19 protein-coding genes are annotated in these 24,333 nt (G+C 56.4%); 8 read left to right on the top strand and 11 right to left on the bottom strand.

Features of this window, described 5'->3' with window-relative positions; genetic code table 11:
• Positions 1-79 precede the first annotated feature (79 nt).
• Positions 80-1,822, top strand: a complete 1,743-nt coding sequence (locus FEE96_RS15610; RefSeq protein ID WP_138164054.1) for a glycosyltransferase family 2 protein — start codon at positions 80-82, stop codon at positions 1,820-1,822.
• A 16-nt stretch (positions 1,823-1,838) separates the two neighbouring features.
• Here FEE96_RS15610 and FEE96_RS15615 read toward each other — a convergent pair whose 3' ends face one another.
• Both FEE96_RS15615 and FEE96_RS15620 read right to left on the bottom strand, forming a co-directional pair.
• Positions 1,839-2,687 (bottom strand): class I SAM-dependent methyltransferase, encoded by an 849-nt coding sequence (locus FEE96_RS15615; protein WP_138164055.1) that lies wholly within the window; start codon positions 2,685-2,687, stop codon positions 1,839-1,841.
• A gap of 74 nt (positions 2,688-2,761) precedes the next feature.
• Complete coding sequence (locus FEE96_RS15620; RefSeq protein WP_138164056.1) at positions 2,762-3,799, bottom strand: hypothetical protein; 1,038 nt, start codon at positions 3,797-3,799, stop codon at positions 2,762-2,764.
• A gap of 126 nt (positions 3,800-3,925) precedes the next feature.
• Here FEE96_RS15620 and FEE96_RS15625 point away from each other — a divergent pair, with 126 nt between their 5' ends.
• Genes FEE96_RS15625 through FEE96_RS15635 form a run of 3 tightly spaced genes read left to right on the top strand, consistent with a single transcriptional unit; the run spans position 3,926 to position 6,641 of the window.
• Positions 3,926-5,164 carry a class I SAM-dependent methyltransferase gene (locus FEE96_RS15625; RefSeq protein WP_138164057.1) on the top strand — a complete coding sequence of 413 codons (1,239 nt, stop codon included), beginning with the start codon at positions 3,926-3,928 and terminating at the stop codon, positions 5,162-5,164.
• A 5-nt stretch (positions 5,165-5,169) separates the two neighbouring features.
• Positions 5,170-5,736, top strand: coding sequence for a dTDP-4-dehydrorhamnose 3,5-epimerase (gene rfbC / locus FEE96_RS15630; RefSeq protein WP_138164058.1), 567 nt, complete (start codon positions 5,170-5,172; stop codon positions 5,734-5,736).
• Positions 5,733-6,641, top strand: a complete 909-nt coding sequence (locus FEE96_RS15635) for an NAD-dependent epimerase/dehydratase family protein (RefSeq protein WP_138164059.1) — start codon at positions 5,733-5,735, stop codon at positions 6,639-6,641. The genes rfbC and FEE96_RS15635 overlap by 4 nt, the downstream gene beginning before the upstream one ends.
• Positions 6,642-7,065: 424 nt before the next feature.
• Here FEE96_RS15635 and rfbG read toward each other — a convergent pair whose 3' ends face one another.
• Positions 7,066-8,157: a CDP-glucose 4,6-dehydratase gene (gene rfbG, locus FEE96_RS15640; RefSeq protein WP_212744784.1), complete on the bottom strand. Its 1,092-nt coding sequence runs from the start codon at positions 8,155-8,157 to the stop codon at positions 7,066-7,068.
• Complete coding sequence (rfbF, locus tag FEE96_RS15645; RefSeq protein WP_138164060.1) at positions 8,139-8,936, bottom strand: glucose-1-phosphate cytidylyltransferase; 798 nt, start codon at positions 8,934-8,936, stop codon at positions 8,139-8,141. The genes rfbG and rfbF overlap by 19 nt, the downstream gene beginning before the upstream one ends.
• Before the next feature lie 425 nt (positions 8,937-9,361).
• Between rfbF and FEE96_RS15650 the strand changes: the two genes are divergently transcribed.
• Positions 9,362-10,597 carry a class I SAM-dependent methyltransferase gene (locus FEE96_RS15650; RefSeq protein ID WP_171021732.1) on the top strand — a complete coding sequence of 412 codons (1,236 nt, stop codon included), beginning with the start codon at positions 9,362-9,364 and terminating at the stop codon, positions 10,595-10,597.
• A gap of 868 nt (positions 10,598-11,465) precedes the next feature.
• Positions 11,466-13,115, top strand: coding sequence for a hypothetical protein (locus FEE96_RS15655; RefSeq protein ID WP_138164062.1), 1,650 nt, complete (start codon positions 11,466-11,468; stop codon positions 13,113-13,115).
• 591 nt (positions 13,116-13,706) lie between these two features.
• On the opposite strand, the gene FEE96_RS15660 is transcribed toward FEE96_RS15655, so the two are convergent.
• The 5 genes from FEE96_RS15660 to FEE96_RS15680 all read right to left on the bottom strand — a co-directional run bounded on the left by FEE96_RS15660 (position 13,707) and on the right by FEE96_RS15680 (position 19,195).
• Positions 13,707-14,543 carry a sulfite exporter TauE/SafE family protein gene (locus FEE96_RS15660; RefSeq protein ID WP_246079477.1) on the bottom strand — a complete coding sequence of 279 codons (837 nt, stop codon included), beginning with the start codon at positions 14,541-14,543 and terminating at the stop codon, positions 13,707-13,709.
• Positions 14,544-14,655: 112 nt separating this feature from the next.
• Entirely contained in the window at positions 14,656-16,245 is a 1,590-nt protein-coding gene (locus FEE96_RS15665) for a gamma-glutamyltransferase family protein (RefSeq protein WP_138164063.1), read from the bottom strand.
• Positions 16,229-17,743, bottom strand: coding sequence for a tripartite tricarboxylate transporter permease (locus FEE96_RS15670; RefSeq protein WP_138164064.1), 1,515 nt, complete (start codon positions 17,741-17,743; stop codon positions 16,229-16,231). Before FEE96_RS15670 ends, FEE96_RS15665 begins: the two co-directional genes overlap by 17 nt.
• Positions 17,736-18,254 carry a tripartite tricarboxylate transporter TctB family protein gene (locus tag FEE96_RS15675; RefSeq protein WP_138164065.1) on the bottom strand — a complete coding sequence of 173 codons (519 nt, stop codon included), beginning with the start codon at positions 18,252-18,254 and terminating at the stop codon, positions 17,736-17,738. Before FEE96_RS15675 ends, FEE96_RS15670 begins: the two co-directional genes overlap by 8 nt.
• Positions 18,251-19,195, bottom strand: coding sequence for a Bug family tripartite tricarboxylate transporter substrate binding protein (locus FEE96_RS15680; RefSeq protein WP_138164066.1), 945 nt, complete (start codon positions 19,193-19,195; stop codon positions 18,251-18,253). Before FEE96_RS15680 ends, FEE96_RS15675 begins: the two co-directional genes overlap by 4 nt.
• A 130-nt stretch (positions 19,196-19,325) precedes the next feature.
• Here FEE96_RS15680 and FEE96_RS15685 point away from each other — a divergent pair, with 130 nt between their 5' ends.
• Positions 19,326-20,210, top strand: coding sequence for a LysR family transcriptional regulator (locus FEE96_RS15685; protein WP_138164067.1), 885 nt, complete (start codon positions 19,326-19,328; stop codon positions 20,208-20,210).
• Between the two features lie 221 nt (positions 20,211-20,431).
• On the opposite strand, the gene FEE96_RS15690 is transcribed toward FEE96_RS15685, so the two are convergent.
• Positions 20,432-21,379, bottom strand: coding sequence for a GlxA family transcriptional regulator (locus tag FEE96_RS15690; protein WP_171021734.1), 948 nt, complete (start codon positions 21,377-21,379; stop codon positions 20,432-20,434).
• A 172-nt stretch (positions 21,380-21,551) separates the two neighbouring features.
• On the opposite strand from FEE96_RS15690, the gene FEE96_RS15695 reads away from it, so the two are divergent.
• Positions 21,552-22,667 carry an MFS transporter gene (locus FEE96_RS15695; protein ID WP_246079479.1) on the top strand — a complete coding sequence of 372 codons (1,116 nt, stop codon included), beginning with the start codon at positions 21,552-21,554 and terminating at the stop codon, positions 22,665-22,667.
• 96 nt (positions 22,668-22,763) lie between these two features.
• Here the strand turns inward: FEE96_RS15695 and FEE96_RS15700 are convergent, their stop codons facing one another.
• A complete protein-coding gene (locus FEE96_RS15700) occupies positions 22,764-24,197 on the bottom strand; it encodes an MFS transporter (RefSeq protein ID WP_171021735.1) in 1,434 nt (477 codons plus the stop codon).
• Positions 24,198-24,333 lie beyond the last annotated feature (136 nt).

Consider the following 24,333-nt stretch of genomic DNA (forward strand, 5'->3'; position numbering starts at 1 on the left):
TATCGCCGCCTCTGTTCCTGCGCTGGCATTTTCGCGCGGAGCAATCAGATACCACTCGCTCATTATATAGGAGCACACAATGAACCAGATACTGATAAAGCTGAAACCGCTCGCACTCCGACTACTTGGCCAAAAGCGCTATCTTGCTCTGCGCGCGCGCGCGTTGCCACTGATCTCATCTTCGTCAGATGTGGCGGCCCAGGAGGCAGCTGCTCAAGAGCACGACAAGTACAATGCGAAAATCATGGATCAAAGCATCACCTTCAGCATCGTTGTGCCGATCTACAACACGCCGGAGCGCTTCCTACGTCAGTGCCTTCAATCGGTCTATGACCAGATTTACCCCCACTGGGAACTGATCCTGGTGGATGACAAATCCCCCGCGCCGCACGTGCGCAAAATGATGGAAGAGGCGGCCGCCAAGACCGACAAGGTAAAGCTCATCTACCGCACCGAGAACGGCAATATCTCGGCTTCGGTGAATTCGGGGCTGAAGGCTGCCACAGGTGACTATTTCACCGTGCTCGACCACGACGACATACTCAGCAATGCCGCGCTTTACTGGATGGTGGACGCTCTGATCCAGCACCCCGAGGCCGAGTACCTCTATTCTGACGAGGACAAGACCGACGAGGGTGGGCAGCGGTTCTTTGGCGCTTTCATCAAGCCCGGATGGTCGCCCGAACTGACGCTTCAGTGCATGTACTCGTGCCATATGTCGGTCTATGACCGGGTCAAGGCGCAATCCATCGGCGGCTGCCGAAGTGAGTTTGATGGTGCCCAGGATTTCGATTTCATGCTGCGCTATATCTCCCGCTTCGGCCAGGTGCACCATGTGGACAAGGTGCTTTACCACTGGCGCGAATGGGAGCAATCCACCGCACAGAACCTTGACGCCAAGCCGGAGGCGTTCTTACGCCAGCGCGCGGCACTCAAAGACTATCTGGATGCCAAGAATGAAAGCTACGAGATCGGCGATCACCCTTTGCGTGGGCACCACAAGGTCAGCTTCCAACCCCGCCGCGATGACAAGGTCTCCATCGTGATCCCAACCGCCAACGGCACGTTGGAACTGGACAGCGGCATCGAGAATAACGCCGACGCTGTTGTCGCCTCGATCATCGCGACCTCGACCTATGACAATTACGAAATCGTGCTGGCCCACAACGGCGATCTGAGCGACAGCCAAATGACCGCCTTCGAGGCCGAGCCCCTAGTGCGGTTGATAGAATACGACGACAGCATGAGCTTCAACTTGGCGGACAAGATCAACCAGGGCGCGGCGGCGGCGGCAGGCGACTACATCCTGTTGATGAATGACGACATTCGCGTGATTACCCCGAATTGGCTGGAACTGATGCTGGGCATGGCGCAACGCCCGGGCGTGGGCTGCGTGGGGGCCAAGCTGCTGTTTCCCAACGGCACGATACAGCACAACGGCGTCTGGATGCGCGGCCACCTTGCTGGGCACATCGACTACGAAGCCGAGCGGCGTTCCATCGGCCATGATCTCAGCGGGCTTGGCAACCGCAACTGCATCGGCGTCACCGGCGCCTGCAAGATGACCGCCCGCACGGTCTGGGAAGATTTGGGCGGTTACAGCACCACCTTCAGGCTGAACTACAACGATGTGGACTACTGCTTGCGGCTGCACGAAAAAGGCCTGCGTTCGGTCTGCCTGGGCGATGTTGAGCTTTACCACTACGAAGGCGTCTCCAAAGAGGGCGGCCCCAGCGTGCTGGACGGAGAGATCGAACTGTTCTTGGATGTCTGGAGCAACCGGGTGCCCGTGGACCCCTATCTGCCAGCAAACCTAGTCTAGCGTCCTTATGGGGGGATCAGCCCCCCTCTTGCTTTGTCATATAGAACAGGCACGACGGGCCGTTGGGCCCGTCCAGATCCTCGAAAGCGACGCGGATGTCGTTAAATCCGTTTCGCTCGCACAGGTCGATGATGTCGGGACGCTCCATCCAGTAGTGGGTGTCATCAGGCCCGCCGCAGTAGCTGTCGGCGTGCCAGGCCTCGTGGTAGCCTCGCTGGTAAAGACGGTAGCTCTGCCCGTCGTGCTCAAGGGTCTTTATCTCACCGAGAAAGGCGCCGCGGCGTGTTTCGTTTTCGTGCATGATCTCCGGGTCGAAATAGTGTGTCCACAGGATCATCGTCTGACAGCGGCGACCGATCCGATCGAGCACATGCACCGGATTTTGCATGTGATATAACACACCGGATGCCAGCACGATGTCAAATTCCGTGTCGGTCTCATGAAGGTATTTCTCAAAATCCCCCAGGAGGAAGCGGCAGCGTTTTAGCTCCATGATTTCCTTGGCGATGAGGCATTTCAGATAGGCCTTCTTGTTGGCCTCGATGGCCAGCACGCTCTCAGCACCGCGGGCCTCCAGAAGGGCCGAATGCCCCCCCTCAAGAGGCCCCAGTTCCAACACGCTTGCCCCCTCAACGAGCCCGTATTGATCAAGCGCCCAGTGCAAGCGCTGATCGGCATGTAGCGCTAAGTTACCCGCCTCAAGGCCAAGCGCACCGGGAAAGGACCCGGTCCAACCAGAGATTAGGTCCAGAGCGTTTTGAGCGTGGGGGCTGCGGCGCTCGTATTTGCTGTCCAGACCCTCACGAGGGGGGGCTTCCAGAGGTACCAACCCCAAAAGGCGCCTCAAACGATGCATTCCACGCATGGGCCGCTCCTTTTACCATTTAACTTGCCCGCTCCATTTCGCGTAGTTCTCCCGGTTCTGCAACCCCGTCCGGGTCAGGACGTGGCCAAATCGGCCTGAACTACGCAGTGATAGGCGATCAGATCGTTCTCTAGCGCAGCCTCTAGGACAGGCAGGTCGCGCAGCGCATCTGCCAGGGCATGCACCCTGCTTGGAATCTCCGTGCGCGGGACCAGATCAGGGGGCAACCCCAGCGCCGCAGCAAATGCCGCCTGCCCTCTGGTTGCATTTTCGGCCAGAAGCACGACGTCGAAAGCCGAAAGCACATCAAGGGCTGCCGACAGGTCTGATCGTGAACCGCCCTGACCTGGTGTATTCCCAGTCAAAAGCCCCACGAGAGGAGATTCAAGGGCCGCCATCATATCCTTCGGCGCCTGTTTGAGTCGCCGCCGCACAGCATCGGGTCGGTTGATAGCCACCCCGTCGAAAAGTCCCGCCAGCGGCAGGAACGCGGTATACTCGCGCTCCTCCAGTTGGTTGATGACATGCTGGTCCAGGTGGCCCAGACTGTCGATCTTCATGGCCAGCGCCGTGAAAGGGTCCGCGACCGAGACCAGCGACAGGAATTGATCGGTCAAGTATCTCTGATGCGCCCTTATGTGGATGCGCCCTTCGAAATACATCGACGGATAATGGTTCAGGTTGAACAGCTGACTGACGGTTTCCTGCCCGTAAAGATGCACGTCGCGCAGGCCGTATGCAAAGCGCGGCATCAAGGTGTCGGCATAGGGCGAGGTCGTGGCCAGGGTCGTTTCAAGGCGGAACACCCGCTTTTGCAAATCGTGGTCCGGCCGGTTACGCCGGAATATCAGCATCCCCGTATCCCCGTCGAGAATTGTCAGATCCTTGATTTCGGCTAAGCCCGGTATGAGCATCTCGTCCAGCACAAAGGACGTCAAGCCAGTGCCGTGGCGTCCAATACGAATCAAATCGTTTACAACCTCGTGGCAGTCCCCCTCATAAAGCCGCTGGCCGTTTCCCGTCACTCGGATGCGCGCCGGGGCTGAAAAACCGTTGGGTACGATATAGCCTTGCAGGTGATTTTGTGCGTCTGTGTGCACGTTGAACATCATGGTTTTGCGGGCCTTTTCACAGCCAATTTGTACTGGCAGTTAAACAGGTCTACATGTATAGAGAACCCGGTGCCACGTTGGACGGCGTCAGCTTAAAGCATATATATAAAAAAAAAGAGGCTATCAATGAGCGAGTTTGGAAATTGTCGTCACTGTGCAGCTCCGCTGACCCTTGAGTTTGCCGATCTTGGTGCGACGCCGGTGTCCAACGACTATCTAGACGACAGCCAGGTCAAGGGAGGCGAGACCTTCTATCCCCTGCGCGCCTTCGTTTGCCAGACCTGCCGCCTAGTGCAATTGCAGGATTTCGTGGCCTCAGAAGACATGTTTCGCGATGATTATGCCTACTTTTCCTCTTTCTCCAACACCTGGCTGGCTCACGCCGAGGATTACGCCACCCGCATGACCGACCGCTTCAACCTGGGTGCGGACGCCAAGGTGGTCGAGATCGCCAGCAACGACGGCTACCTGCTCCAGTACTTCAAAGGGGTCGGTATTCCCGTGCTGGGAATCGAGCCCTGTAAATCCGTGGCCGATGCCGCGATCACTGACAAAGACGTGCCAACCGAGGTGCTGTTCTTCGGTGTCGAGACCGCCAAACGCCTGGCCACCGAAGGCCACAGCGCCGACCTGATGCCTGCCAACAACGTGCTTGCCCATGTGCCCGACATCAACGACTTCGTCGGCGGCTTTCGCGAATTGCTCAAGCTCGAAGGCGTGGCCACATTCGAATTTCCGCACCTGCTACAACAGATCACCCACAACCAGTTCGACACGATCTATCATGAGCATTTCTCTTATTTGTCCCTGCTGGCGGTAGAGCGCATTCTCAAGGTCAACGGCATGCGTGTCTTTGATACCGAAAATCTGACCACCCATGGCGGTTCGCTCCGGGTATTTGCCTGCCGTGTCGATGCCAGCTATGCCGAGACGGAGACCCTGGCCGCCACCCGCGCCGCCGAGGCGGATTTCGGCCTGGACGACGACAAGGTCTATTCCGATTTCGCCGACCAAGTGCGCCAGACCAAGCACAGCCTGTTGAGCCTGCTGATGGACCTCAAAGGCAAAGGCAAGCGCATCGTAGGCTACGGTGCCCCGGCCAAGGGCAACACGCTTCTGAATTTCTGCGGCATCGGCCGGGACATCCTTGATTTCACTGTCGACCGTTCGCCTCACAAGCAGGACCGCTATCTGCCCGGCACCCGCCTGCCCATCCACGCGCCCGAGGCTATCTTCGAGGCCAAGCCGGACTACGTGCTGATCCTGCCCTGGAACCTCAAGGACGAGATCAAGGACCAGATGGCCGGCATCTCGGATTGGGGCGGCCAGTTCGTGGTGCCCATCCCCGAGGCTAAGGTGCTCTAGGCCAGATGGAATTCCACGATACCGGACTGGCAGGCTGCCGTCGCATTGAGCTTACCAAGTTGGGAGACGCCCGCGGCTATTTCGCCCGCACCTTCTGCCGCGAGACCTTTTTGGCACGTGGGCTCAACCCCGAGATCAATCAGTCCTCGATTTCCTTTTCTGCAAAGCGCGGCACTCTCCGCGGCCTCCACTTTCAGGCCGCTCCGGTGATGGAGGACAAGCTGGTGCGCTGCCTGCAGGGCACCATCTTTGACGTCATGGTCGATCTGCGTCCGGGCTCGCCCAGCTACGGGCGCTGGTACGGTACCGAACTTGACGCCCAGGCCGGCACCCAGCTTTACGCGCCCCAAGGTTTTGCCCACGGCTTTCAGGCGCTGACCGAGAACGTGGTGGTGGCCTATAATATCGGCCAAACCTATGTGGCCGAAAAGACCGCCGGGGTGCGCTGGGACGATCCCGACATCGGGGTGAACTGGCCCTTGGTCCCCAGTGACCTGTCGCCGCGCGATCAGAACCTGCCCCTGCTGGCCGATCTCGATCCTGTGCAGCTGATCCATTTCGAAGATCCGTGAAGCGGCTTTTGGTCACAGGCGCGCGCGGTTTCGTGGGCCGCCACGTGGTTGCCGCGGGTGCCGCAACCGGTGCCGAGGTTCACGCCGTGGCCCGCGCAGCACCCGGAAAGGACCTGCCACAGGGCGAGGGCATCATCTGGCACGCGGCTGACCTTCTCACCCCCGACCAACCGCAAACGCTGTTGGCTGCTATTCGGCCCAGCCACGTCTTTCATGCGGCCTGGGTGACCGAACATGGCGCCTATTGGAGCGCGCCTGAAAACCTCGATTGGCTAGCTTTCGGCGCGCGTCTGGCCCGCGCCTGTCTGGAGACGGGTGTCATGCGCTTGGTGGCGGCGGGCAGCTGCGCGGAGTACGCTTGGGGTGCCTCGACGCTGGAAGAAGGGATCAGTGCCGAAGCGCCGGCCACCTTCTATGGCCAGATGAAACTGGCCCATACCCGGATGCTGGACGCTGTCACAGCAGCCCACGGGCTTTCCACCGCCACGGGGCGGATCTTTTTTGGCTACGGACCCCACGAGAACACGGCCCGCATTCTGCCCTACGCCTGCCAACAGCTGGCCAAAGGCGAAGAGGCCGCCTTTTCCACCGGGGATTTCTACCGCGACTTTATGCATGTGGAGGATTTGGCCGCCGGCATGGTGGCGTTGTTGCAGAGCGATCTGACAGGGGCGGTGAACGTAAGCAGTGCTGCCCCCCTCAAGCTGGGTGAGATCGTTTCCAGGCTGGGCGAAATCAGTGGCACGCCGGACCTTTTCCGGCTGGGCGCCCGGCCCGACAGGCCCGACGACGCCGTTTATCTCATCGGCTCCAACGCGCGCCTCAGGACCACCGGCTGGACCCCGTGTATCGATCTGGAAACCGGCCTGCGCCGCACCCTTGACTGGTGGCGTGACAGGGTCTGAACATCGCGCTCACCCGGGTTGCGAAACAGAAGGCTTGGTTATGATCTCCGACGCACTCGAGGTGGTTCAGATCCTCCGGCTTCATAAACGCCTTGTTCGATATCTAGAAACCAGCGGTAGCTCTGTAACACTGTTCTCCAGAGCCATGCCTGTTCTGTCCAAGCTCGCGGAACGGGTTTTCGGTGTGCGAGGTCATGGCGGCAACGGTCATTAGTCAGGACGGTCCCGATGGGAAAAATCCGCACCGCGCGGTCAAGCCGGTCTACGGCCCTGACAAGGCGCGCAGGCCGTCGGGCTGGACGCCCGATCGGTCGCTAAGGGCGGCACGCGAGCAGGAGGTTCTGAGCGGTGGTCAAAACGCGCTTGGCTGCGAGGTCTTGAGATGTAACCTTGAGTGATCAATGCCCCGTGTCCCGCAGCGCCGCTAACCGAACAGCGACGCATCGAGATAGGCCCGGACCTGTTTCGCTGCAATGTCGCGCATCGCGCCCACGTCCGCCTGGGCACGGTAAAGCTCAACGGTCCAATCCAGGGCGCCATCAATGTGCAGGAGTGGCGTGTAGCTGAGGGCGTCGTGGACTTTGCTGGGGTCGAGCGTGAGCAGCTTGCTTTCCTTTGGCTGCGGCGTGTCGCCCTGCGTAAGCTCCCAGGCCGCACCATCGCCCCAGACGGTACAGGTGCGATCCGCGATGCGACTAACGGGCCAGGCGTCCTCGCGCGCGGGGCCCACGTTCCAGGCATCGGCAGCGCCTGCGGTGCAGGCCAGCAACTCATCGCAAAGTTTGAGGTAGACCATCAGCGGTTCCAGCACGAACTCCCACGGTCTCGTGGCCAAGGGATTGCGAATTTGGGTGGTACTGTCTGCGATAAAGGCACGCACCAGATCCGGGATCAGTCGGTCCTCGGCCCAGTCGCCGCCGCCGATCACATTGCCCGCCCGGGCTGTGGCCACCTGCACGCCCTCTAGAATGCTCGCCCGGTAGGAGGCCACCGCCAGTTCCGCACAGGCCTTGGAGGCACTGTAGGGGTCCAACCCGCCCAGGTTGTCGGTCTCCCGGTAACTCCAAGCCCAGTCTTCGTTGCGGTAAACTTTGTCCGTGGTGACCACCAGCACAGCGCCCACGCTAGGGCAGGCGCGTACCGCCTCCAGCAGGTTGACCGTGCCCATAAGATTGCTGGCGAAGGTCGCGGCAGGTTCTGCATAGCCGCGGCGCACGAGGGGTTGCGCTGCAAAATGAAGAACAACCTCAGGGGCCGCTTTCGCCATAGCATCAGTCAAGGCAGAAGCATCGGTAACATCGCCCCGTACATCGGTGATCTTGTCCGCCACGCCCATCGCGTCATAAAAGCTTTGCCCGGCGGGGGAGGTGGTGTCGGGGTCCAAGGCAAACCCCGTGACCTTGGCACCCATCTGCAGCAGCGCGAGGCACATCCATGTTCCCTTGAAACCGGTGTGCCCGCTCAGAAAGACTCGCCGCCCAGCCCAGCTGTCCCAGTTCATGCCCAGACCTTCCAAGGCGCGCGGCCCGTGCTCCAAAGCTCTTCGAGCATGTTTTTCTCGCGCAGGGTATCCATTGCTTGCCAGTAGCCTTCGTGTTTGAACGCCTTGAGTTGACCGTCCTCGGCCAGCCCACGCATGGGTTCCTGTTCCCATGTGGTCTCTGGGCCCTCGATGCGCTCAAAGACCGAAGGGGAAAGCACGAAAAAGCCGCCGTTGATCCAGCCTGTCTCGCCTTCCAGCTTTTCGCGAAAGTCCACGACCTCGTCTTCATCGCCCAGTTCGGTCATGCCAAAGCGGCCGGAAGGTCGCACGATGCTCACCGTGGCGTCCCGGTCGTGGCTGGAGTGGTAGTCCAGAAGCGCCGAGATATTGATATCGCTGACCCCGTCGCCGTAGGTCATGCAGAAGTGTTCAGCGCCCACGAAATCGGCCACCGCCTTGATGCGTCCGCCGGTGAGCGTAGCATCGCCAGTTTCGACCAGGGTCACCTTCCAGGGCGCGGCGCGCTTTTGGTGCACTGTGGTCTCGCCCGAACCCAGATCCACCGTGATGTCGGAGGTGTGCAGGAAGTAGTTGAGAAAGAATTCCTTGATCATGTACCCCTTGTAGCCCAGGCAGATGATGAACTCGGTCACCCCGTGGTGGGCGTACATGTTCATGATGTGCCACAGGACCGGCCGGCCACCGATCTCGACCATGGGTTTGGGACGCAGGGAGGTTTCTTCGGACAGGCGCGTGCCAAGGCCACCAGCCAGAATGACAGCTTTGCGGACAGAGCGGGAATCGGGGTGCATTTGAACATCTCTTTCTCAATAATTTCGTGGTTTGGGCGACAAGACAGCCAGCTGCAGTTGGCCTTTGATTAGTGGATTTCGTGGCAGGGGTCCACTGTGAAGTTTGGCCTATGCCGCCCAATTGATCAACCTTCCCAAAAGCATGCAAACGCACGTGGCAATGCGAAAATCCCAGGGAAGTTTGACGTCCCCGCCCTAGGAAATCTGCAATGGTTTTGACTCGATACGACAAGGCGCGAAGCATGAGGACAAGATTATAGAAACAGCAATTCATATTCGACATTTAGGGCCGTGAGGTGGTGCTAAGCAGAATTATGGTGGACAAACGGGCCGCCCAGAGCCATAGAGTTGGATCGAATGGCTCTCCAAGCTACGAAAATGGTTTGAGCCTCAGGCTATGGTGCGTTGAGCAGAAGGACAGGTTCTTGGGACGCCTACGCGAATTTTTTGATGCACATGACGGGAAAGTCAGCGACAAATGGAGATCGTATTGGCCGGCCTATGAAACGGTCATGCGCCGGTTTCAAAAACGGGCCGTGCGCGTGCTGGAAATCGGCGTGCAGAATGGTGGATCACTTGAAATTTGGTCAAAGTACTTTCCCAAGGCACACCACATCATCGGCTGTGATATCGATACGGCCTGCGGGACATTAGAGTTTGACGCGGACAATATTTCGGTTGTCATCGGGGACGCCGCCGAGCCGGAGACCTATGAGCGGATTGACGCGATCTGCGACAGCTTTGACATCATCATCGATGACGGCTCGCATCACTGCGAACATATCATTTCGGCTTTTCCACATGTGTTTGAACGGTTGAAGGTTGGCGGGGTCTATATCTGCGAGGATCTGCACAGCAGCTATTTTGATGCGATGGGCGGCGGGCTGGAGAGGCCCGACAGCGCCTGGGCCTTTTTTCGGCGGCTGAGTGATTATGTGAACCTCGAGCATTGGCATCAGCCCGGCCAGCATGAAACTCCCATGCGGTTTTTCGAGGAACGCTATGGGTTGTCCCTGCCGATCGAAATGCTTGCCCATGTGCACGAGGTGCGCGTTGTCAATTCGGTTTGTATCGTCGAGAAGCGCGCCCCCGAGGACAACCTCCTTGGACCACGCGAGATGCGCGGGCAGGTGGCCGCGGTGAATGGCGCGATCCTGGAAAATCAGGACGTCACCGCGCGGGAATGCGTTCAGATGACTGAAGCGGACCTGCGGCTGCCCGGGAAAAGCATCGAGCGGGTGGCTCACGAGACCCACTGGGAAGATATCGCCGCCGACCATCAGAGTAATCTTTTGGCCCTTCGGGCAGAGATCGAACAGATGGAAATCCAACATCAAAAAATCCTTGACGCCAACGCTGCGGCTCATCAGGAAACGCTGCGCGAAAACGCGGTCAAGATTGCGCAGCTGGACGAAGACCTCGAGGGGTGCCAGTCCGCCCTCGTCCGTGCCGATCAGGTGCGCGAGGCGCTGGAATGTGCGCTAGCGGAGGCGCAGACGACACTGGAGCGATCGCAGATCTCTCAGGCAGCGAAGCTTGAACATCTCGAAACTGTCCGGCGCGACACTCAGGCGAGGCTGGAAGCGGTCCAAGCCAGTTTGTCCTGGCGTGTGACCACGCCCCTGCGCAGGCTGGCGAATTCACTGGGCCGGTCCCGGTAAGGCATTGTCAGGTTACCGGGACCGATCTATCGGGCTAACGCGGTGAGATGATATTGCCTTTCTCCCTCTTCGGCCCTGAAGGGCCATCGCTTTCCACGCTCGGTTATTGGCTTTGCCGTTTGGACCGATTAACCACTTCGCCCTCAGCCTAGGGGGATTTACAAGGATCCTGGCGGCGCTGAAACCATAGACTGAGCTGCTAGGTACCAAGGGACGGTTTCCCCGGCACCAATGAGTTTTAACTGATTGGAACAGAAGAATTGTCTCGCGTTGAGAGAAGCGTACTTTCGAATTCTAGAACGCTGGAAATTTGATAGCATAACATAATAAACCTTATGAAAGCAGTTGACCTTCGTACTGATCAGGGCGAATGGCGGCTCTCCCATTGGGTAATAGTCACTCGGCCCGGTCGAACCTCTCTTCGCAATCCCGGTGGGGCCTGCATGGCACTGTTGCACGTAGGGAAATCACTGACAGGTGCTTCACCAGTTGTATGAAGCCCCACGATAGAACTTGTCCTTTTCCTGGCATGTGCTCCGTGCAACGAAATCCTTTTTTTCGGGGCCTTCAACTTGCAAGAGGCCACGAGAGCGGTTCGGCTTCGAGTTAGAGTTGACAATTATTCCGCTTAAGTTGTTAAATGCCGATGTTTATTTCTAGATGTGGCATTCGTGAAAAAACCACGACCTCCAAGAAAACGTCATACAAGCTGACTAATTACGGTTTTTCCTGTGCTTGCCACAACCTCTGAGGAAGGGCGCACAGCTGTGCGGTTTTGAGCCCCTCAAGTGGATCGTTCAAATCCGTGTTTATGGCCGATTCTGTGTGAATTCCAGCATGTTAAGGCTTTTCGAGGGAAGGGTGAATTATGGTGAAACAAGCGGACTTTATGCAATTGGATGCGATGGGGAAAAGCCTAAAGATCGCGAAGGTTGATTTAACTGAGCGTTGGCTCAAATCGCTATGGCCAACGGATTTCGGCAAAAAAGAGCTGAAGGATACACTTAGCGCTATTAAGTCCTACAAGGTGGCCAAGCGGGGTACCGATAGCGATGCGCTCAAAACAGAGCTCCAGAACATCGACAGTCAGGCCGACAAGTTGATAGCTGCAATGAAGAAGGGGAATGCCAAAAGTTACTTTCCCAAAACCGCGAAAGAAATCATCGGCGCAGTGACGGAGTTCAAAGGCATTATTGCGCGCGAGATCAGGGAGGTCGACCGGCTCAACAAGCCGGGAACGGCAACGCAGGTGGTGTATCAGCGGCCCTTTTCTCAGCCTCTGCTCGCCGAGGTGCAAACCAAGACAGGCATTAAAGCTGGTAAGCTATTGACTGTGCCCTACGTCATTGAGGTCGAATTACTCACCACATTCGTGAACGAACTAAAGTCCGTCAAGGCTGACGCGCAATTGAATTCTCAACTCAATTCTTTGGTGAACTACGAATATAAGCGGGCTTTGCGGTCGGTTCTCGAAGCTTATGAAAAGTATCGCTCCAATTCGAGAATTACGTTCGATAGTTTTTGCATGACGGCCATGAAAGAGATCAAAGACAGCCAGGAACGGATCAACGATCAGACCACGAAGATCTGCACTTCTGTCCTGCGCAATGTGAAGGTCGGCGCGGAGATGGAGAAGGCCTTTAAAAAAAGCATCCGCAACAAGAGGATAAAGTTGGGTGTAAATACTGCTTTTGCTGCGGGAAGTGTGGCGGGGCTATTCTTTCCAGGTACGGCAGGTTTTGCCGCTTATGGGCTTGCCCGCACCACCGCAGCTCTCGCCCAGGAAACAGCTTCGCTGTTTTCGACCGTGAACGACAAAGCTTCAGTTCTCAATTATCATCTTTCCGCGATTGAAAAGAAGGCAAAGGATAGTGCAGCCAAGGCGAAGCATGCAGGGAAATCGACAAAGAAGGCCGTCCGCGAAACGATGGGCACGATCCTGAATACTGGTCTGGGCGTCGACATCGTGCCGACGATCGCGACCGTTAAATCCCTACATAAGGATCTTAATAAGCAGGTCGCGCATATTCGCTTCAAGCACCAAAAGGTCGTCAGCGAGGCGCTTGATTTGGTGGATGAATACGACAAGATCAAGAAGGAGGTTGCGGCTAACCACAAGAAGATGAACAAAAAGGGTAAGACCATAAACATCGAGGACGAGGTCTTCTACAAAACGCAAATTACTCTGGAAAAGGTTCAGAGCTTCGTCGATCAAACAGAAAAGATCCTTCGCCCGTTAGCCACTTGCGAGACAATGCTGATGTCCATCGAACGTCGGGTTCGAGAAATGACCAAACTTAGCAAGCTTCAAAAAGGCGTCAACATCACGTCTGAGGTTCTTGCGACATTAGGCGGCCTAGCTGCTGGAGGCGTTGCGGATGCGGCGACGTTTCAAAATGCCTCGGGTCAGGCTATAACGCATGCCGAGCGTGCACAGGGTGTCGCCAACAGCTTAGTGGCGCTTGGCAAGGAGCTTTATGAGCGGGGCAAGCAAACGGGAGAGGCCCTCGAGGGCTGAAGGGCTCATTGATGGGCCGGCGCCCCCCTCGACAGTTTCGTTTTTGGCTGTCCGGCATGGGAGGACGTGTGGAGCTTTCGGATGTACCGGCGTGAACCTTTCCGACGTTGTCCACAAGGTAGCTCCCGGGATCTCGATCACATTTCGGATGGCGACATTCGCTGTCGTTGTCGAACCGGTAAGGACAAGCTAGTCGCGCTACAGGGCGGGGTTGTTCACAATCTGAGAACCCTAAGCGCGAAACGCAACCCATTGGTGCCCACAAGTGATCAGCCGTAGTCCGTTAAACGTCTTGATATCGGGGACCCGGTTCTCAACTTGCAGACCAAGGGTTTCAAAGAATGGGTCAGGCTCTTAACGACTGTGTCGAACACGTTGCGAGCAATTGGCTTGATGAAACAATGCCGACGAGCGGCATGTGTCTAGTTTCACATCACATGTGCAGGATCTATCGGGGGCTTCTAAATGAAAAATCAACGGCCCGGGAAGGAGCCTAAACGCAGCACTGCGGTGATAAAATCCCGGGCCTACACGGCTGTCGGGGCTATCGGTCATTTGGCTGCGTCCAATCAAACATGTTGCTTGGACTGGTCATGCAATGAAGCTTTTCGACAGCATTTTGATAGCGCTGATAGCAAGGAAAATCGAAAAAGCCACCCGGAGGCGTTTGGGATTCAAGCTATGAGCAATCCGCACGCCGATTGGGGCGCACAGGAAAGTCGCGATCGAGATTGCGAGTGCCGACGGCAGGTTGATGTAGCCGATTGACCCAGGCAACAGTCCGGCGATGTCTTGCCCGGCCAGTGCATAGCCAAGTACACCGGGCACTGCGATCATCAGCCCGAACAGGGAGGCTGTGCCGACAGCGCGATGAACCGGGAATGACAATAACGTCAGGGTAGGCACGGACAGGGTTCCACCGCCGATCCCCATCATTGCTGAAAACACCCCGATCGGGGTTGCAATAGCCGCCTTGGCGATCAGCCCAGATGGTGGTGCATCGGCAAGGGTGAACGGTCTGGGGTTGAGCATGTTCAGAACCACCAACATGGCGACAACGCCAAAAATTCCGGTCAGGACAGTCGCATCGAATTGCGTGGCCAGCCCTCCACCAATCAATGCACCCAGTACGATAAAGGGCGCCCAGGCGCGGAACATGATCAGATCGATTGATCCTTTCCTGTGGTGCGCGCGTGCGGAGGATATGGATGTTGGAATAATCGTGGCCAGCGAGGTGGCAACGGCAAAATGCATGGCCACGGATTGGTCCACTTCTAAAAGGCCAACCTCGGTCAGCCAGTAGAGCACCGGCACAATGACGATACCGCCCCCAACCCCTAAAAGACCGGCCAGAATACCAGCCACAACCCCCACTGATAGAAAGATCGGCAGTAGTATTGCCCAGTTCACGGCGTCAAGCATTGGCATGCTCTCCTCTTAAGACTTAGCACCAGCGGAAACCCAGTGCGACGCAGATCGCGCGAACCTGAGCCCGCGCGACTGATCTTCTATTGATGCAAACAGGTTGTCATGCGCGTGGTCAAAAACCGGCAGCTTGCCCATCCTTGCGGGGATCCGAGCCAGCAACGTAGCCGCCACCGGGTAAACGGTGAACCAGTTGCGCCCCGCCGAACCCAAACGCATTGTCAGGGCTTTCGACGGTTATTTTGTGCCCCAGAGCCGCTAACCCATCGAGTGTGGCGCGCGGCATAGTTGGTTCACATGCCACATCAAGCCCATCAATCATGCGCCAGCGTGGCGCACAGGCGGCGGTTTGAACGTCCTGGTCCCATAACTGCGTCCGCAGCAAAAGTTGCACATGACCCTGCGCCTGAATCGGCCCTCCCATCATGCCAAACGCCATCAATGGCTGGCCGTTCTTCATGGCAAAACCAGGAATGATCGTGTGCATGGGGCGCTTGTTGCCTGCTACGCAATTGGGATGTCCTGGGACTGTGTTAAAGCCCGCGCCCCGGTTTTGCAGCGAAACGCCAATCCCCGGCACCACAACACCAGAGCCAAACCCGGCGTAGTTGGATTGGATAAAGCTGACCATCATTCCAGAGGAATCACCGGTATTCAGCAGAACCGTTCCGCCCCGTTGAGGCGCCCCGACGCCGTGGTCAATGGCAGCTGTGGTATCAATCAGCGCCGCGCGGGATTTAAGGTACTCGGGGGCGAGCAAGGCCTCTTCGTTGACCTCTGTCATGTTGTCTCTGTCCGCCACAAAGGCATGCAGATCGCGATAGGCCAGTTTGATAGCTTCGATTTGCAAATGAACGGCAATCACATCGTCAGGACCGTGATCACGGATTTCGGTGTGTTCCAGAATACCAAGGGCCATCAAGGCCGCGATGCCCTGGCCGTTTGGGGGGATTTCGTGCAAGTCCACGTCATCAAATCCGGTGTTAATTGTGCCGCACCAATCGGGCTGATGGGAGGACATATCCTCAAGCGTCATAGCTCCGCCGTTTGCCTGAATGAAATCAACGATTTTTTCGGCAACTGGCCCTTTGTAAAAGGCCTCGCCACCGGTTCTGCCGATTTCGCGTAGTGTTTCGGCGGCCCCGGGGTTGCGGAAGCGCTCCCCTGCACGGGGAGGGCGACCACCGGGCAGAAACGTTTCAGAAAACCCAGGCTGATCCGCAAGGGTTTCGGCTGCATTGGTCCATAGCTTGGCAATCACCGGTGAGACAATGAACCCATCCTCGGCATACCGTACAGCCGGGGCGAGCGTGGTGGGCAGATCCAGATTGCCAAAGCGCTCGGACAGGCTGACCCAGGCGCTGACTGCCCCTGGTACGGTGACGCTGTCTACGCCGAGGTATGGCATCCCGTCTGGGAAACGGTCGGGCCCCCAGGCCGATGGCGAGCGCCCCGAAGCATTTAGGCCGTGCAGTTCATTGCCATCCCAAAGAATGCAAAACGCGTCCGAACCAAGCCCGTTGCCTGAGGGTTCGACAACGGTCAAGGCCGCTGCGGTTGCAATGGCTGCATCAACAGCGTTTCCGCCCTGTTGCAAGATGGTCAAACCCGCCTGCGCAGCTAAGGGTTGGGAGGTGGCGACGACATTGTCCGCAAGGATAGGTGAGCGGCGCGAAGGATAGACCGGATCATGACGCATTTGCATCTTTAACCCCATTCATTTTGTTGGTTTTGAGATGGCTGCGGATGGCCCAACCAATGGACATCACCGCAGCAATTAGGAAAATCAGGCTGATAGGGCGGGTCAGAAACTGTGTCGGATCGCTGTCTGTCATCAGCGCGCGACGCAGGTTGGTTTCTGCGATTGGACCAAGGATAACCCCCAACACAAGTGGGGCCAGTGAATACCCCAAGGTGCGTAGCGCATATCCCACCAGTCCGACAATACCCAGCAAATAGAGGTCGGTTACGCGGTTGTTAAGCGCAAATGAGCCGACAACACAGCAGGTCAAAACAGTGGGTACAATCAACCATTTGGGCACCTCGGCAACCCGCAGGAAGAGCCGCATTGAAAGCACCGAAACAATCAGCATCATGAACGAGGCCACTGCCATTGCGATGAACATACCATAAACCAGATCACCGTGATCAGTGATCAGCCGAGGACCGACGGAAATGCCGTGCACCATCAGAGACGCCATCAGGATTGCATCCACAGCAGATCCGGGAATACCTAAGCCGATCAACGGAATAAGCCCACCACCAGCCGTAGCTGAATTTCCGGCTTCTGACGCAATAACGCCATCTGGTGTACCGGTTCCAAACACTTCTGGCGTCTTAGAGGCGCGTTTGGCCTGATCATAAGCCACCAAGTTTGAAATGGATCCACCCGCGCCGGGCAGTGCACCAATGAGCACACCAACAACCGACGAACGGATCAGGTTCACGGGGCTCATCAGAACCTCTTTCATAACTTTCCAGGTTTTGAAGTCGATAGCATCGGTAACCAATTTCGCCCCTGATCTAACGGTTCGGGAATCCTCAACTTCGCTCAGCAGTTGAGAGATCGCAAATATTCCGATCAGCACTACTAGGAAAGGCAAACCGGTTTCCAGCATTTCAATCCCAAAGTCGAACCTTGGACGGCCAAGAATAGGGTCGGCACCTACCGTTGAAATTGCCAGCCCGATCAGGCCAGCCAGCAGCCCCCGGATCACCGAGGCGCCAACCAAACTGGCCACGATTGTCAAGGCGAACACGATCAGCGAGAAATACTCCCAAGGGCCAAGTTTTACGGCGAATATGGCCAGCGGCGGGGCGGCAACCACCAAAATTAGAGTCGAGATCAGCGTGCCGAAAAATGAAGCCCAGACCCCGAGGGACAAGGCGCGGCCCGGATCACCTTTTCGCGCCATTGGAAAGGCGTCGAAGGTGGTAGCAACCGATGAAGGCGTTCCGGGGATGCCCAGTAAAGCCGCAGAGATCAGACCGCCGGTCAGCCCACCGACATAGACCGACAACATGACTGCGACACCCTGTAGGGGTTCCATGGTAAAGGTCAGGGGCAGGGTCAGCACAATAGCCATCGTGACCGTGAAGCCGGGAATGGCGGCTGCAATAATACCGGCAACAGATCCCACCAGCATGTAGAGCAATGTGCTAACCGCAAAGATCTGCACAAGCGCTGTCAGAAAATCACCCATTCAGAAAATCTCCACGTGGCAGGAAGACGTTGAAAAATTCGGCAAACATCGCATTCAATCCAAACGAGAAGGCGAGAGCCACCAGCACGGCAACCAGCAATGTCAAAGGTTTGCGAGGCATCAAGATCAGCTGCAATCCGAATACAAACGCAAAACTGGCAATCGAAAAGCCAAGAATGGGCACAAGCAGAAGATAAGCCGCAAAAACAACAAAGCAGACAATGACAAGGTAGCGCGTCTTTAGCCAATGTTGCACTTCACTGCCAAACCGCCCCCATGCATGGCCGGGAATTTTACGCAGGCTATCGACAATTGCGATGACTGCGATCAAGAAAATCGCGGCAAATACGAACCTGGGAAAGGCTGCAGCACCAAGCACTTCAAAGCGCGAACTTGGGATATGTTCTGCAGAAAGGTACAGGGCAACCGAAGCCGCGAGAATGGCAATGTAGCTGAGGAAGCGGGCAATTTCGCCCGCTTCCAAGCTGTGATTTTCATCAGCATTGTTCACTGAATAATGACCGCGGCCAAGGATTTCACAGTGTCATTCAAGTTGGACAAATAGCTGCGGTACTCATCCTGCCCCATAAAGGTGACCTGCGAGCCGACATTGTTGGTTTGCTCGACGTAGGTCGCGTCTTGCGACAGCTTTTGCAGGGCCGCTTCCATGGCGTCGCGCGCCGCAGTGGGTGTGCCTTTGGGCATCACGATGCCGCGCGTCACGGTCAGCAGAAGGTCTTGGCCCTGTTCGCGGAATGTCGGAACATCTGGGAGTGCGGGGTGGCGGTCTCCCGATCCTGCGGCCAAGAAAACGAGATCCCCATTTTTGGAGAATTCGATTGAGGAGGCCACATCTCCAATGGCAACATCCAAATTGCCACCAACAATGGCGCGTACACGTTCACCCGTGCCTTCATAGCCCACATATTTGAATTTCAGGTCATAGGACTGCTCGATCATTGCAGCAAAAAGATGCGGCAACCCGCCAAGCGTGACACCCATGGTCAGCTCATTTGGGTGGGCCTTGGCGTATTCCACAAACTCTTCGAAATTGGCGTAGTTTTCGGTCGGCTGGGCGATCAAAAACTGCGGCGATGCTGTCATCAGGGCGATCGGCTCAAAACTATCCCAGGTGAGTTCGGTCAAACCGGTCAGGGTTGCCATCAACAGCCCTTCGTGGACCTGTGAAATCGTGTAACCATCAGCTGTGCGCCGGGACGCTTCGCGCAGACCAACCGTACCGCCAACACCTGGCATATTGATGATCGGCATTTCGACACCAAGGTGGGGCTCGATATTGGCCGAAACTAGGCGCATCAGGGTGTCAGAGCCGCCACCGGGTGACCACGGCACAATGAATTCTACAGCGCGCTCTGGGTAATCCTGCGCGACGCCGGGGGTTGCCAATACGGCCGCGGTGAGCATGGACGCGAGGCCTGAAACAAATTTCATAAGAAGTCTCCCTGAGTTTACCGGCATTACCGGCCGGACGAGTTTTGTTATCTCTGAGCTTAACACCAGTTTTTCACTGACAAAGCGGAAAGAACTTGCTTTTAAATTCATAAATTTTAAACTTACATCCATGGACACACGGCAACTCGAGACATTCCTTGCGATCATTCAACGCGGTGGGTTCGCGGCTGCGGCAAAAGAGGTCAACTTAAGCGCGTCAGCGGTCAGCCAACAGATTTCCGCTTTGGAGCAGGATCTTGGCACCGCGCTCTTTGATCGCTCCCGCAGACCTCCGGCGCTGACGACCAAGGGGCGCGAGGTGCAGTCTTCGGCACAATCGATTCTTCGCATAGTTGCCGAAACCAAAGCAACCGTGAGAGACGGCGATGTAGGTGGCACCCTGGCGCTGGGGGCCTTGCGGACATTCGGGGCGTATATATTGCCTCATGCCCTGGCGCGGCTCAAAGTCAGCTATCCAGACCTGAGCTACAGGCTGCGCGTTGGTTTATCTGAAGACCTGATGGCGGATGTCGTCAGCGGCCAGTTGGATGCTGCTCTGGTGGCGGATCATGTGGCTGTGCCAGCCGGCTTGCAGTGGACATTGGTTTTTTCAGAGCCATTGGTGGTGCTGACGCCACCGGGTGTGACCGAAAAAAGGTTAGAGAAACTGGTTCGGGACGTGCCTTTTATCAGGTACGGAATTCAGGTGCCACTTGCGCGTCAGATTGATACTGAAATCGCGCGACTTGGGCTGACCGTTCGACAGGTTGTGTCGGTGAACACGATGTCAGCGGTGCTCGGATGTGTACAGGCGGGTTTGGGTTTCGCGATTGTGCCCTATGCAGCTCTGCGTGGTTCGCAAACCACGTCGCTCGACTGGTTTCCGTTTGGTGCAACTCCGATCCACCGTGGGCTTGGAATCGTACAACGTCCTAACTCGCGTCGTGGTAAAGTACTGGAACAGCTCTCAGAGGTGCTTCGCCAAACTGGGATCTCTCAGGGTGATGATGGTTGATTGGGCTGGAGTAAGAGTTCAAGCGGTGGTTGGAAGACCTGATGATCAGTGGTTTTGCCCCGTATAATTTCTGGTTTCTCAGGTCATGTTAGGCAACCCGCCTCTCAACGCATTCAGCCAGTGGATGAATGCGTTGAGTTTCAACCCGTATCAAAGCCGTGGAATTATTGGTTAGCGCAGCTGTTTTAGAACAGCCTGAATTCGCAGTCGTGGGAACCAGTTCACCCGAAGCTGCTTAGGTATTCGCTGACGTGAACGCCGAAACGGCGTTGAAATGCGCGCCGCATACGTTGCAAGTCACCAAATCCACTGTCAGCAGCAACCTGTTTTAGAGGGAGGTTTTCGAAGAGTAACCCTCTGGCATGATCAACACGGATCCTTTCCACGAATTGAGCAGGCGACTCTTGCAGATCTCGCTGGAAATGTCGTGACAGGGTGCGCGGGTTCATTCCTGCTGCCTGCGACAACGCATTGAGCGACCAGTCCAGTTGCGGCTGTGAGACGACCTGTTCAATCAATCGTGTCAGGGTATCGTCGCGGGTGAACTGACCGGCTAAATGAATGGCATACTGGCTTTGCCCACCGGTACGGCGCAACTGGACGACTAATTCGCGCGCGGCGGCAAGCGCAACCTTCGGGCCGCAATCTGCACGGATTATGGCCAATGCGAGATCGATCCCGGTGGTCACGCCAGCAGATGTAAAGATGCGCTCTTCTGAGGTGCTGATCAGGTCGAGATCCCAAAGGACATTTTCATACTGCCGTGTATCCGCAGAGCGCGACCAGTGGGTTGTCGCGGGGTGTCCATCCAGAACACCCGCTGCCGCCAGCACCAGAGCACCGGAGCAAACTGATATCAGGCGACCATGACCTTCACGCGCGGCGCGGTCTTGGATTATCTCTCGGACCGATGGGTGTTTGAGTATTGCATCAACGCCTTTCCCTCCGGGGATCAGAAGATCATCGCTGTTTGAACGCGTCGAAAGCTGTCCATCAGCCACAAGCTTAAGACCGCAGGCCGCCCGCACGGGTTGTCCATTTGGCGACACATAGCGCATGGTGTATTGGCTCCGGTCGTCGATCACGGCGGCTCCAAAGGCCTGAACCGGGCCAGACACGTCCAGCAGATTCACATCATCGAAGAGCAAAACGTCAATTGTGCGGATCATGAGGTTGTGTCCATATTTGATGCCGGTTTGACATATGAGACACCTTTGATCGCCGCTACAAAGCACTGTGTCAACCGCATCAAATTGGAAATCAACGATGTCAGCATTACTTTTCGGCCGGAACAGTAGTTTCATAGGCCTACTGTCAGCCAATACGATCTTAGGGTCTGCAATGCCTATGCTGATTATTTTGGGCGGGCTTGCTGGGCTGACGCTGGCACCGACAACCACGCTTGCGACCCTACCAGCGTCGCTACAAGCGCTGGCTGGGCTGTTCGCGGCGGCCCCATTTTCGTTGTTGATGGGCCGGTTTGGCCGTAAAACGGGTTTCTTTGTTGGCGGGGGGCTGGCAATCATAGGTGGATTGATTGGCACCTGGGCGCTGATTTCAGCTAGCTTTATCTTATTGTGCTTGGCTCATCTTGCACTGGGAGCTGCGCTTGCCTGTTTTCAGTATTTTCGATTTGCTGCGGCAGAGGTGGTTCGGTCCGAATGGCAACCTGTAGCCATTTCGCTGATGTTGACGTCTGGGTTGGTTGCTGCATTTGTCGGTCCACAAGTCTTCGTCATGGCCAAGGATGCTCTTGCGCCCATCCCATTGGCAGGTGCCTATGCGGCAATTGGGATGCTATCCCTTATCGGTCTTGTACCGTTGGCGTTTGTCACTATTCCAGCGATCAAACCCAGGCCACGAGGGACAACAAGCCGGGGGTTCGCGGCCCTCACGGTTCTCAAGCAGCGTCCGGTTCGAACTGCGGTTGGAATAGGGGCCATATCGCAAGGGATTATGGTTTTCCTCATGATCCCAACACCGCTGGCTATGATCGGATGTGGATTCTCAGAGACGATTGCAGGTGATGTAATCCGTTGGCATGTCGTCGCTATGTTTGCGCCCAGTTTTTTCACCGGATTCCTGATTAAACGGTTTGGCACAAAACGTATTGCAACAACCGGACTGATCTTACTTATCATGGCTGCGCTCATTGCGGCTGGCGGCCTGTCATCGGCAAATTTCTATGGATCTCTCATTTTACTTGGTGTTGGTTGGAACTTCGGATTCATTGGCGCGACAACGATGTTGGCAAATGTGGTTTCTGAAGATGAAAAGTCCGTAGCCCAGGGGCTCAACGACACTATTATCGCCTTGGTCTCAACCCTGTGTGCCTTTGCAGCCGGTGCAATCGTTGCTGGATTTGGCTGGCAGATCCTCTCTTTTGTTGCGGTGACTATACTTGTGTTAACACTTTGCTTTGTGGTGTTTGAGAAACGGCAAACAGTTCGTCAATAGATGTCGCGGCCCTTTCTCTGTATGGTGTTTTTTGCACAGGAGATTGGTTGGTAGAAGAAGGGTCCTTCACAATATGTGTGAAGATTGAAAGTCGGCCTAACCTTGTTTTGGATGGGTCGACTTGGGTTTCATTGACACAAAGCAAACCATGGCAAACATGGCCAGAAAAGCGAATGGCAGGCTGCCGGTAAAAATGGTGCGGGCTACAGTTCGGGCTGCATCCGCCGACCCATCAATCGAAAACCCGGCATAATTGGCTAGGATGCCGCACACCGAGGCCCCCACTGCAAACCCAAGGCGCCCAGTCGTGGGCAGGGCGCCGGACAGTCGTTCCACGTCGTCTGCTGCTGCCAACCGTTTTGAACGCCTAACTATAAACGTCCAGGCGGTGCCGTAGCCAACGCCTTCGAGTGTTGCCAAAGCCGCCACCAATAAGACTGGGCCGTTTGCGACGGCATAGATCATACCAATCACACTAATACAGACCAGTGCTATGCCAACCGCGATATATATGGGGTCATGTTTTTCAGGGGCACCAGACACGATTAGGGCCGCACAGCTCCAGCCGATGGCCACACAGGCGAGTATATAGCCAGCCACAATTGTGGGGGTGTTGTGGATGATCACCATCAAAAGCGGTCCATAGGCGCTGAGACCCATTGTCGAGATGTTCAAGGTGAACGTCATCAATAGGGCTGCACCCACTGGGCTGCGCGGATTAAACAGTTGTTTGGGAAGAATACGGTTGCCGGGGCTGTTACCATCGATGACCATAAACGTTGCCAATATGCCCAGCCCACAAGCCAACAAAACTGGTGTGCGCAGGGCAGTCACTTCGATACCCGCATAGGCGATGAACAACACTCCTAGCGACAAGAGTAACAGGCGCGCCACCGGGATCGGTTTGCTGCGATCCTGATTGTCCGTGGCTTCGCTGACGCGGCTACCGAACAACACGAAAGTCGCCAGAAACAGCGCCTGGATGGCAAAAAACACAAAGCCCATCCGCCAGTTGAAGTAGGTGGTGAAAACTCCGCCAATTAAAGGCCCTAGAAATGCCGAAGATCCCCACAGGACCGAAATGGCGCCCATGACACGGGCGATCAGGCGGGCAGGAAACAGACGCCCGGTGCCGATGAAGGCCAGTGCTGTCAAACCTCCTCCGCCCATGCCCTGAAACAGACGCCCAGCCAGCAGCCCCGGCATATTAAACGCGGCGGCACTGATCAGGCAGCCGAGGGCAAAAGTTATGGCCGCGATAAACATTGGTTGGCGAATGCCCATTTTCAAAACCAAAACTGCTCCGGAAGCGCCAGCAACAATTGAGCCGATTTCATATAGGGCAATGGACCAGGCGACATAGGCTTCGCCGCCGAGGTCCGACACAATGTTTGGCATCATCGTCGCGACAAGCAAACTATCGGCGGCGTGTAGCCAAACCCCAAGGCACACAAGCACCAATGGCGCTGCGTAGTCTCTGTTCAATATCTCGTGCCATCCGACGGGGGCAGTTTCTTGAAAATCCGTCATTCCTGGGCACTCCATTGGTTTGGGAACAGTGACCAAGACGTTCTAATTCCTAAAGTGTACTTTAGGTCAAGACTTACTTTTAACTCATTCAAAATCTAGCCAACGGCCATTGAAGACCATCTTTGCCATCGCAGCC

This window comes from Parasedimentitalea maritima (genome assembly GCF_005771405.1).
Classification (GTDB): Bacteria; Pseudomonadota; Alphaproteobacteria; order Rhodobacterales; family Rhodobacteraceae; genus Parasedimentitalea; species Parasedimentitalea maritima.

Coding starts and splice junctions, on each gene's coding strand:
- FEE96_RS15665 (WP_138164063.1), bottom strand. CDS start 16,245: ATGCAAATGCGTCATGATCCGGTCTATCCTTCGCGCCGCTCACCTATC.
- FEE96_RS15620 (WP_138164056.1), bottom strand. CDS start 3,799: ATGATGTTCAACGTGCACACAGACGCACAAAATCACCTGCAAGGCTAT.
- FEE96_RS15700 (WP_171021735.1), bottom strand. CDS start 24,197: ATGACGGATTTTCAAGAAACTGCCCCCGTCGGATGGCACGAGATATTG.
- FEE96_RS15690 (WP_171021734.1), bottom strand. CDS start 21,379: ATGATCCGCACAATTGACGTTTTGCTCTTCGATGATGTGAATCTGCTG.
- FEE96_RS15660 (WP_246079477.1), bottom strand. CDS start 14,543: ATGCCAATGCTTGACGCCGTGAACTGGGCAATACTACTGCCGATCTTT.
- FEE96_RS15670 (WP_138164064.1), bottom strand. CDS start 17,743: ATGGGTGATTTTCTGACAGCGCTTGTGCAGATCTTTGCGGTTAGCACA.
- FEE96_RS15610 (WP_138164054.1), top strand. CDS start 80: ATGAACCAGATACTGATAAAGCTGAAACCGCTCGCACTCCGACTACTT.
- FEE96_RS15695 (WP_246079479.1), top strand. CDS start 21,552: ATGCCTATGCTGATTATTTTGGGCGGGCTTGCTGGGCTGACGCTGGCA.
- FEE96_RS15685 (WP_138164067.1), top strand. CDS start 19,326: ATGGACACACGGCAACTCGAGACATTCCTTGCGATCATTCAACGCGGT.
- FEE96_RS15615 (WP_138164055.1), bottom strand. CDS start 2,687: ATGCGTGGAATGCATCGTTTGAGGCGCCTTTTGGGGTTGGTACCTCTG.
- rfbC (WP_138164058.1), top strand. CDS start 5,170: ATGGAATTCCACGATACCGGACTGGCAGGCTGCCGTCGCATTGAGCTT.
- FEE96_RS15655 (WP_138164062.1), top strand. CDS start 11,466: ATGGTGAAACAAGCGGACTTTATGCAATTGGATGCGATGGGGAAAAGC.
- FEE96_RS15625 (WP_138164057.1), top strand. CDS start 3,926: ATGAGCGAGTTTGGAAATTGTCGTCACTGTGCAGCTCCGCTGACCCTT.
- rfbF (WP_138164060.1), bottom strand. CDS start 8,936: ATGCACCCCGATTCCCGCTCTGTCCGCAAAGCTGTCATTCTGGCTGGT.
- FEE96_RS15680 (WP_138164066.1), bottom strand. CDS start 19,195: ATGAAATTTGTTTCAGGCCTCGCGTCCATGCTCACCGCGGCCGTATTG.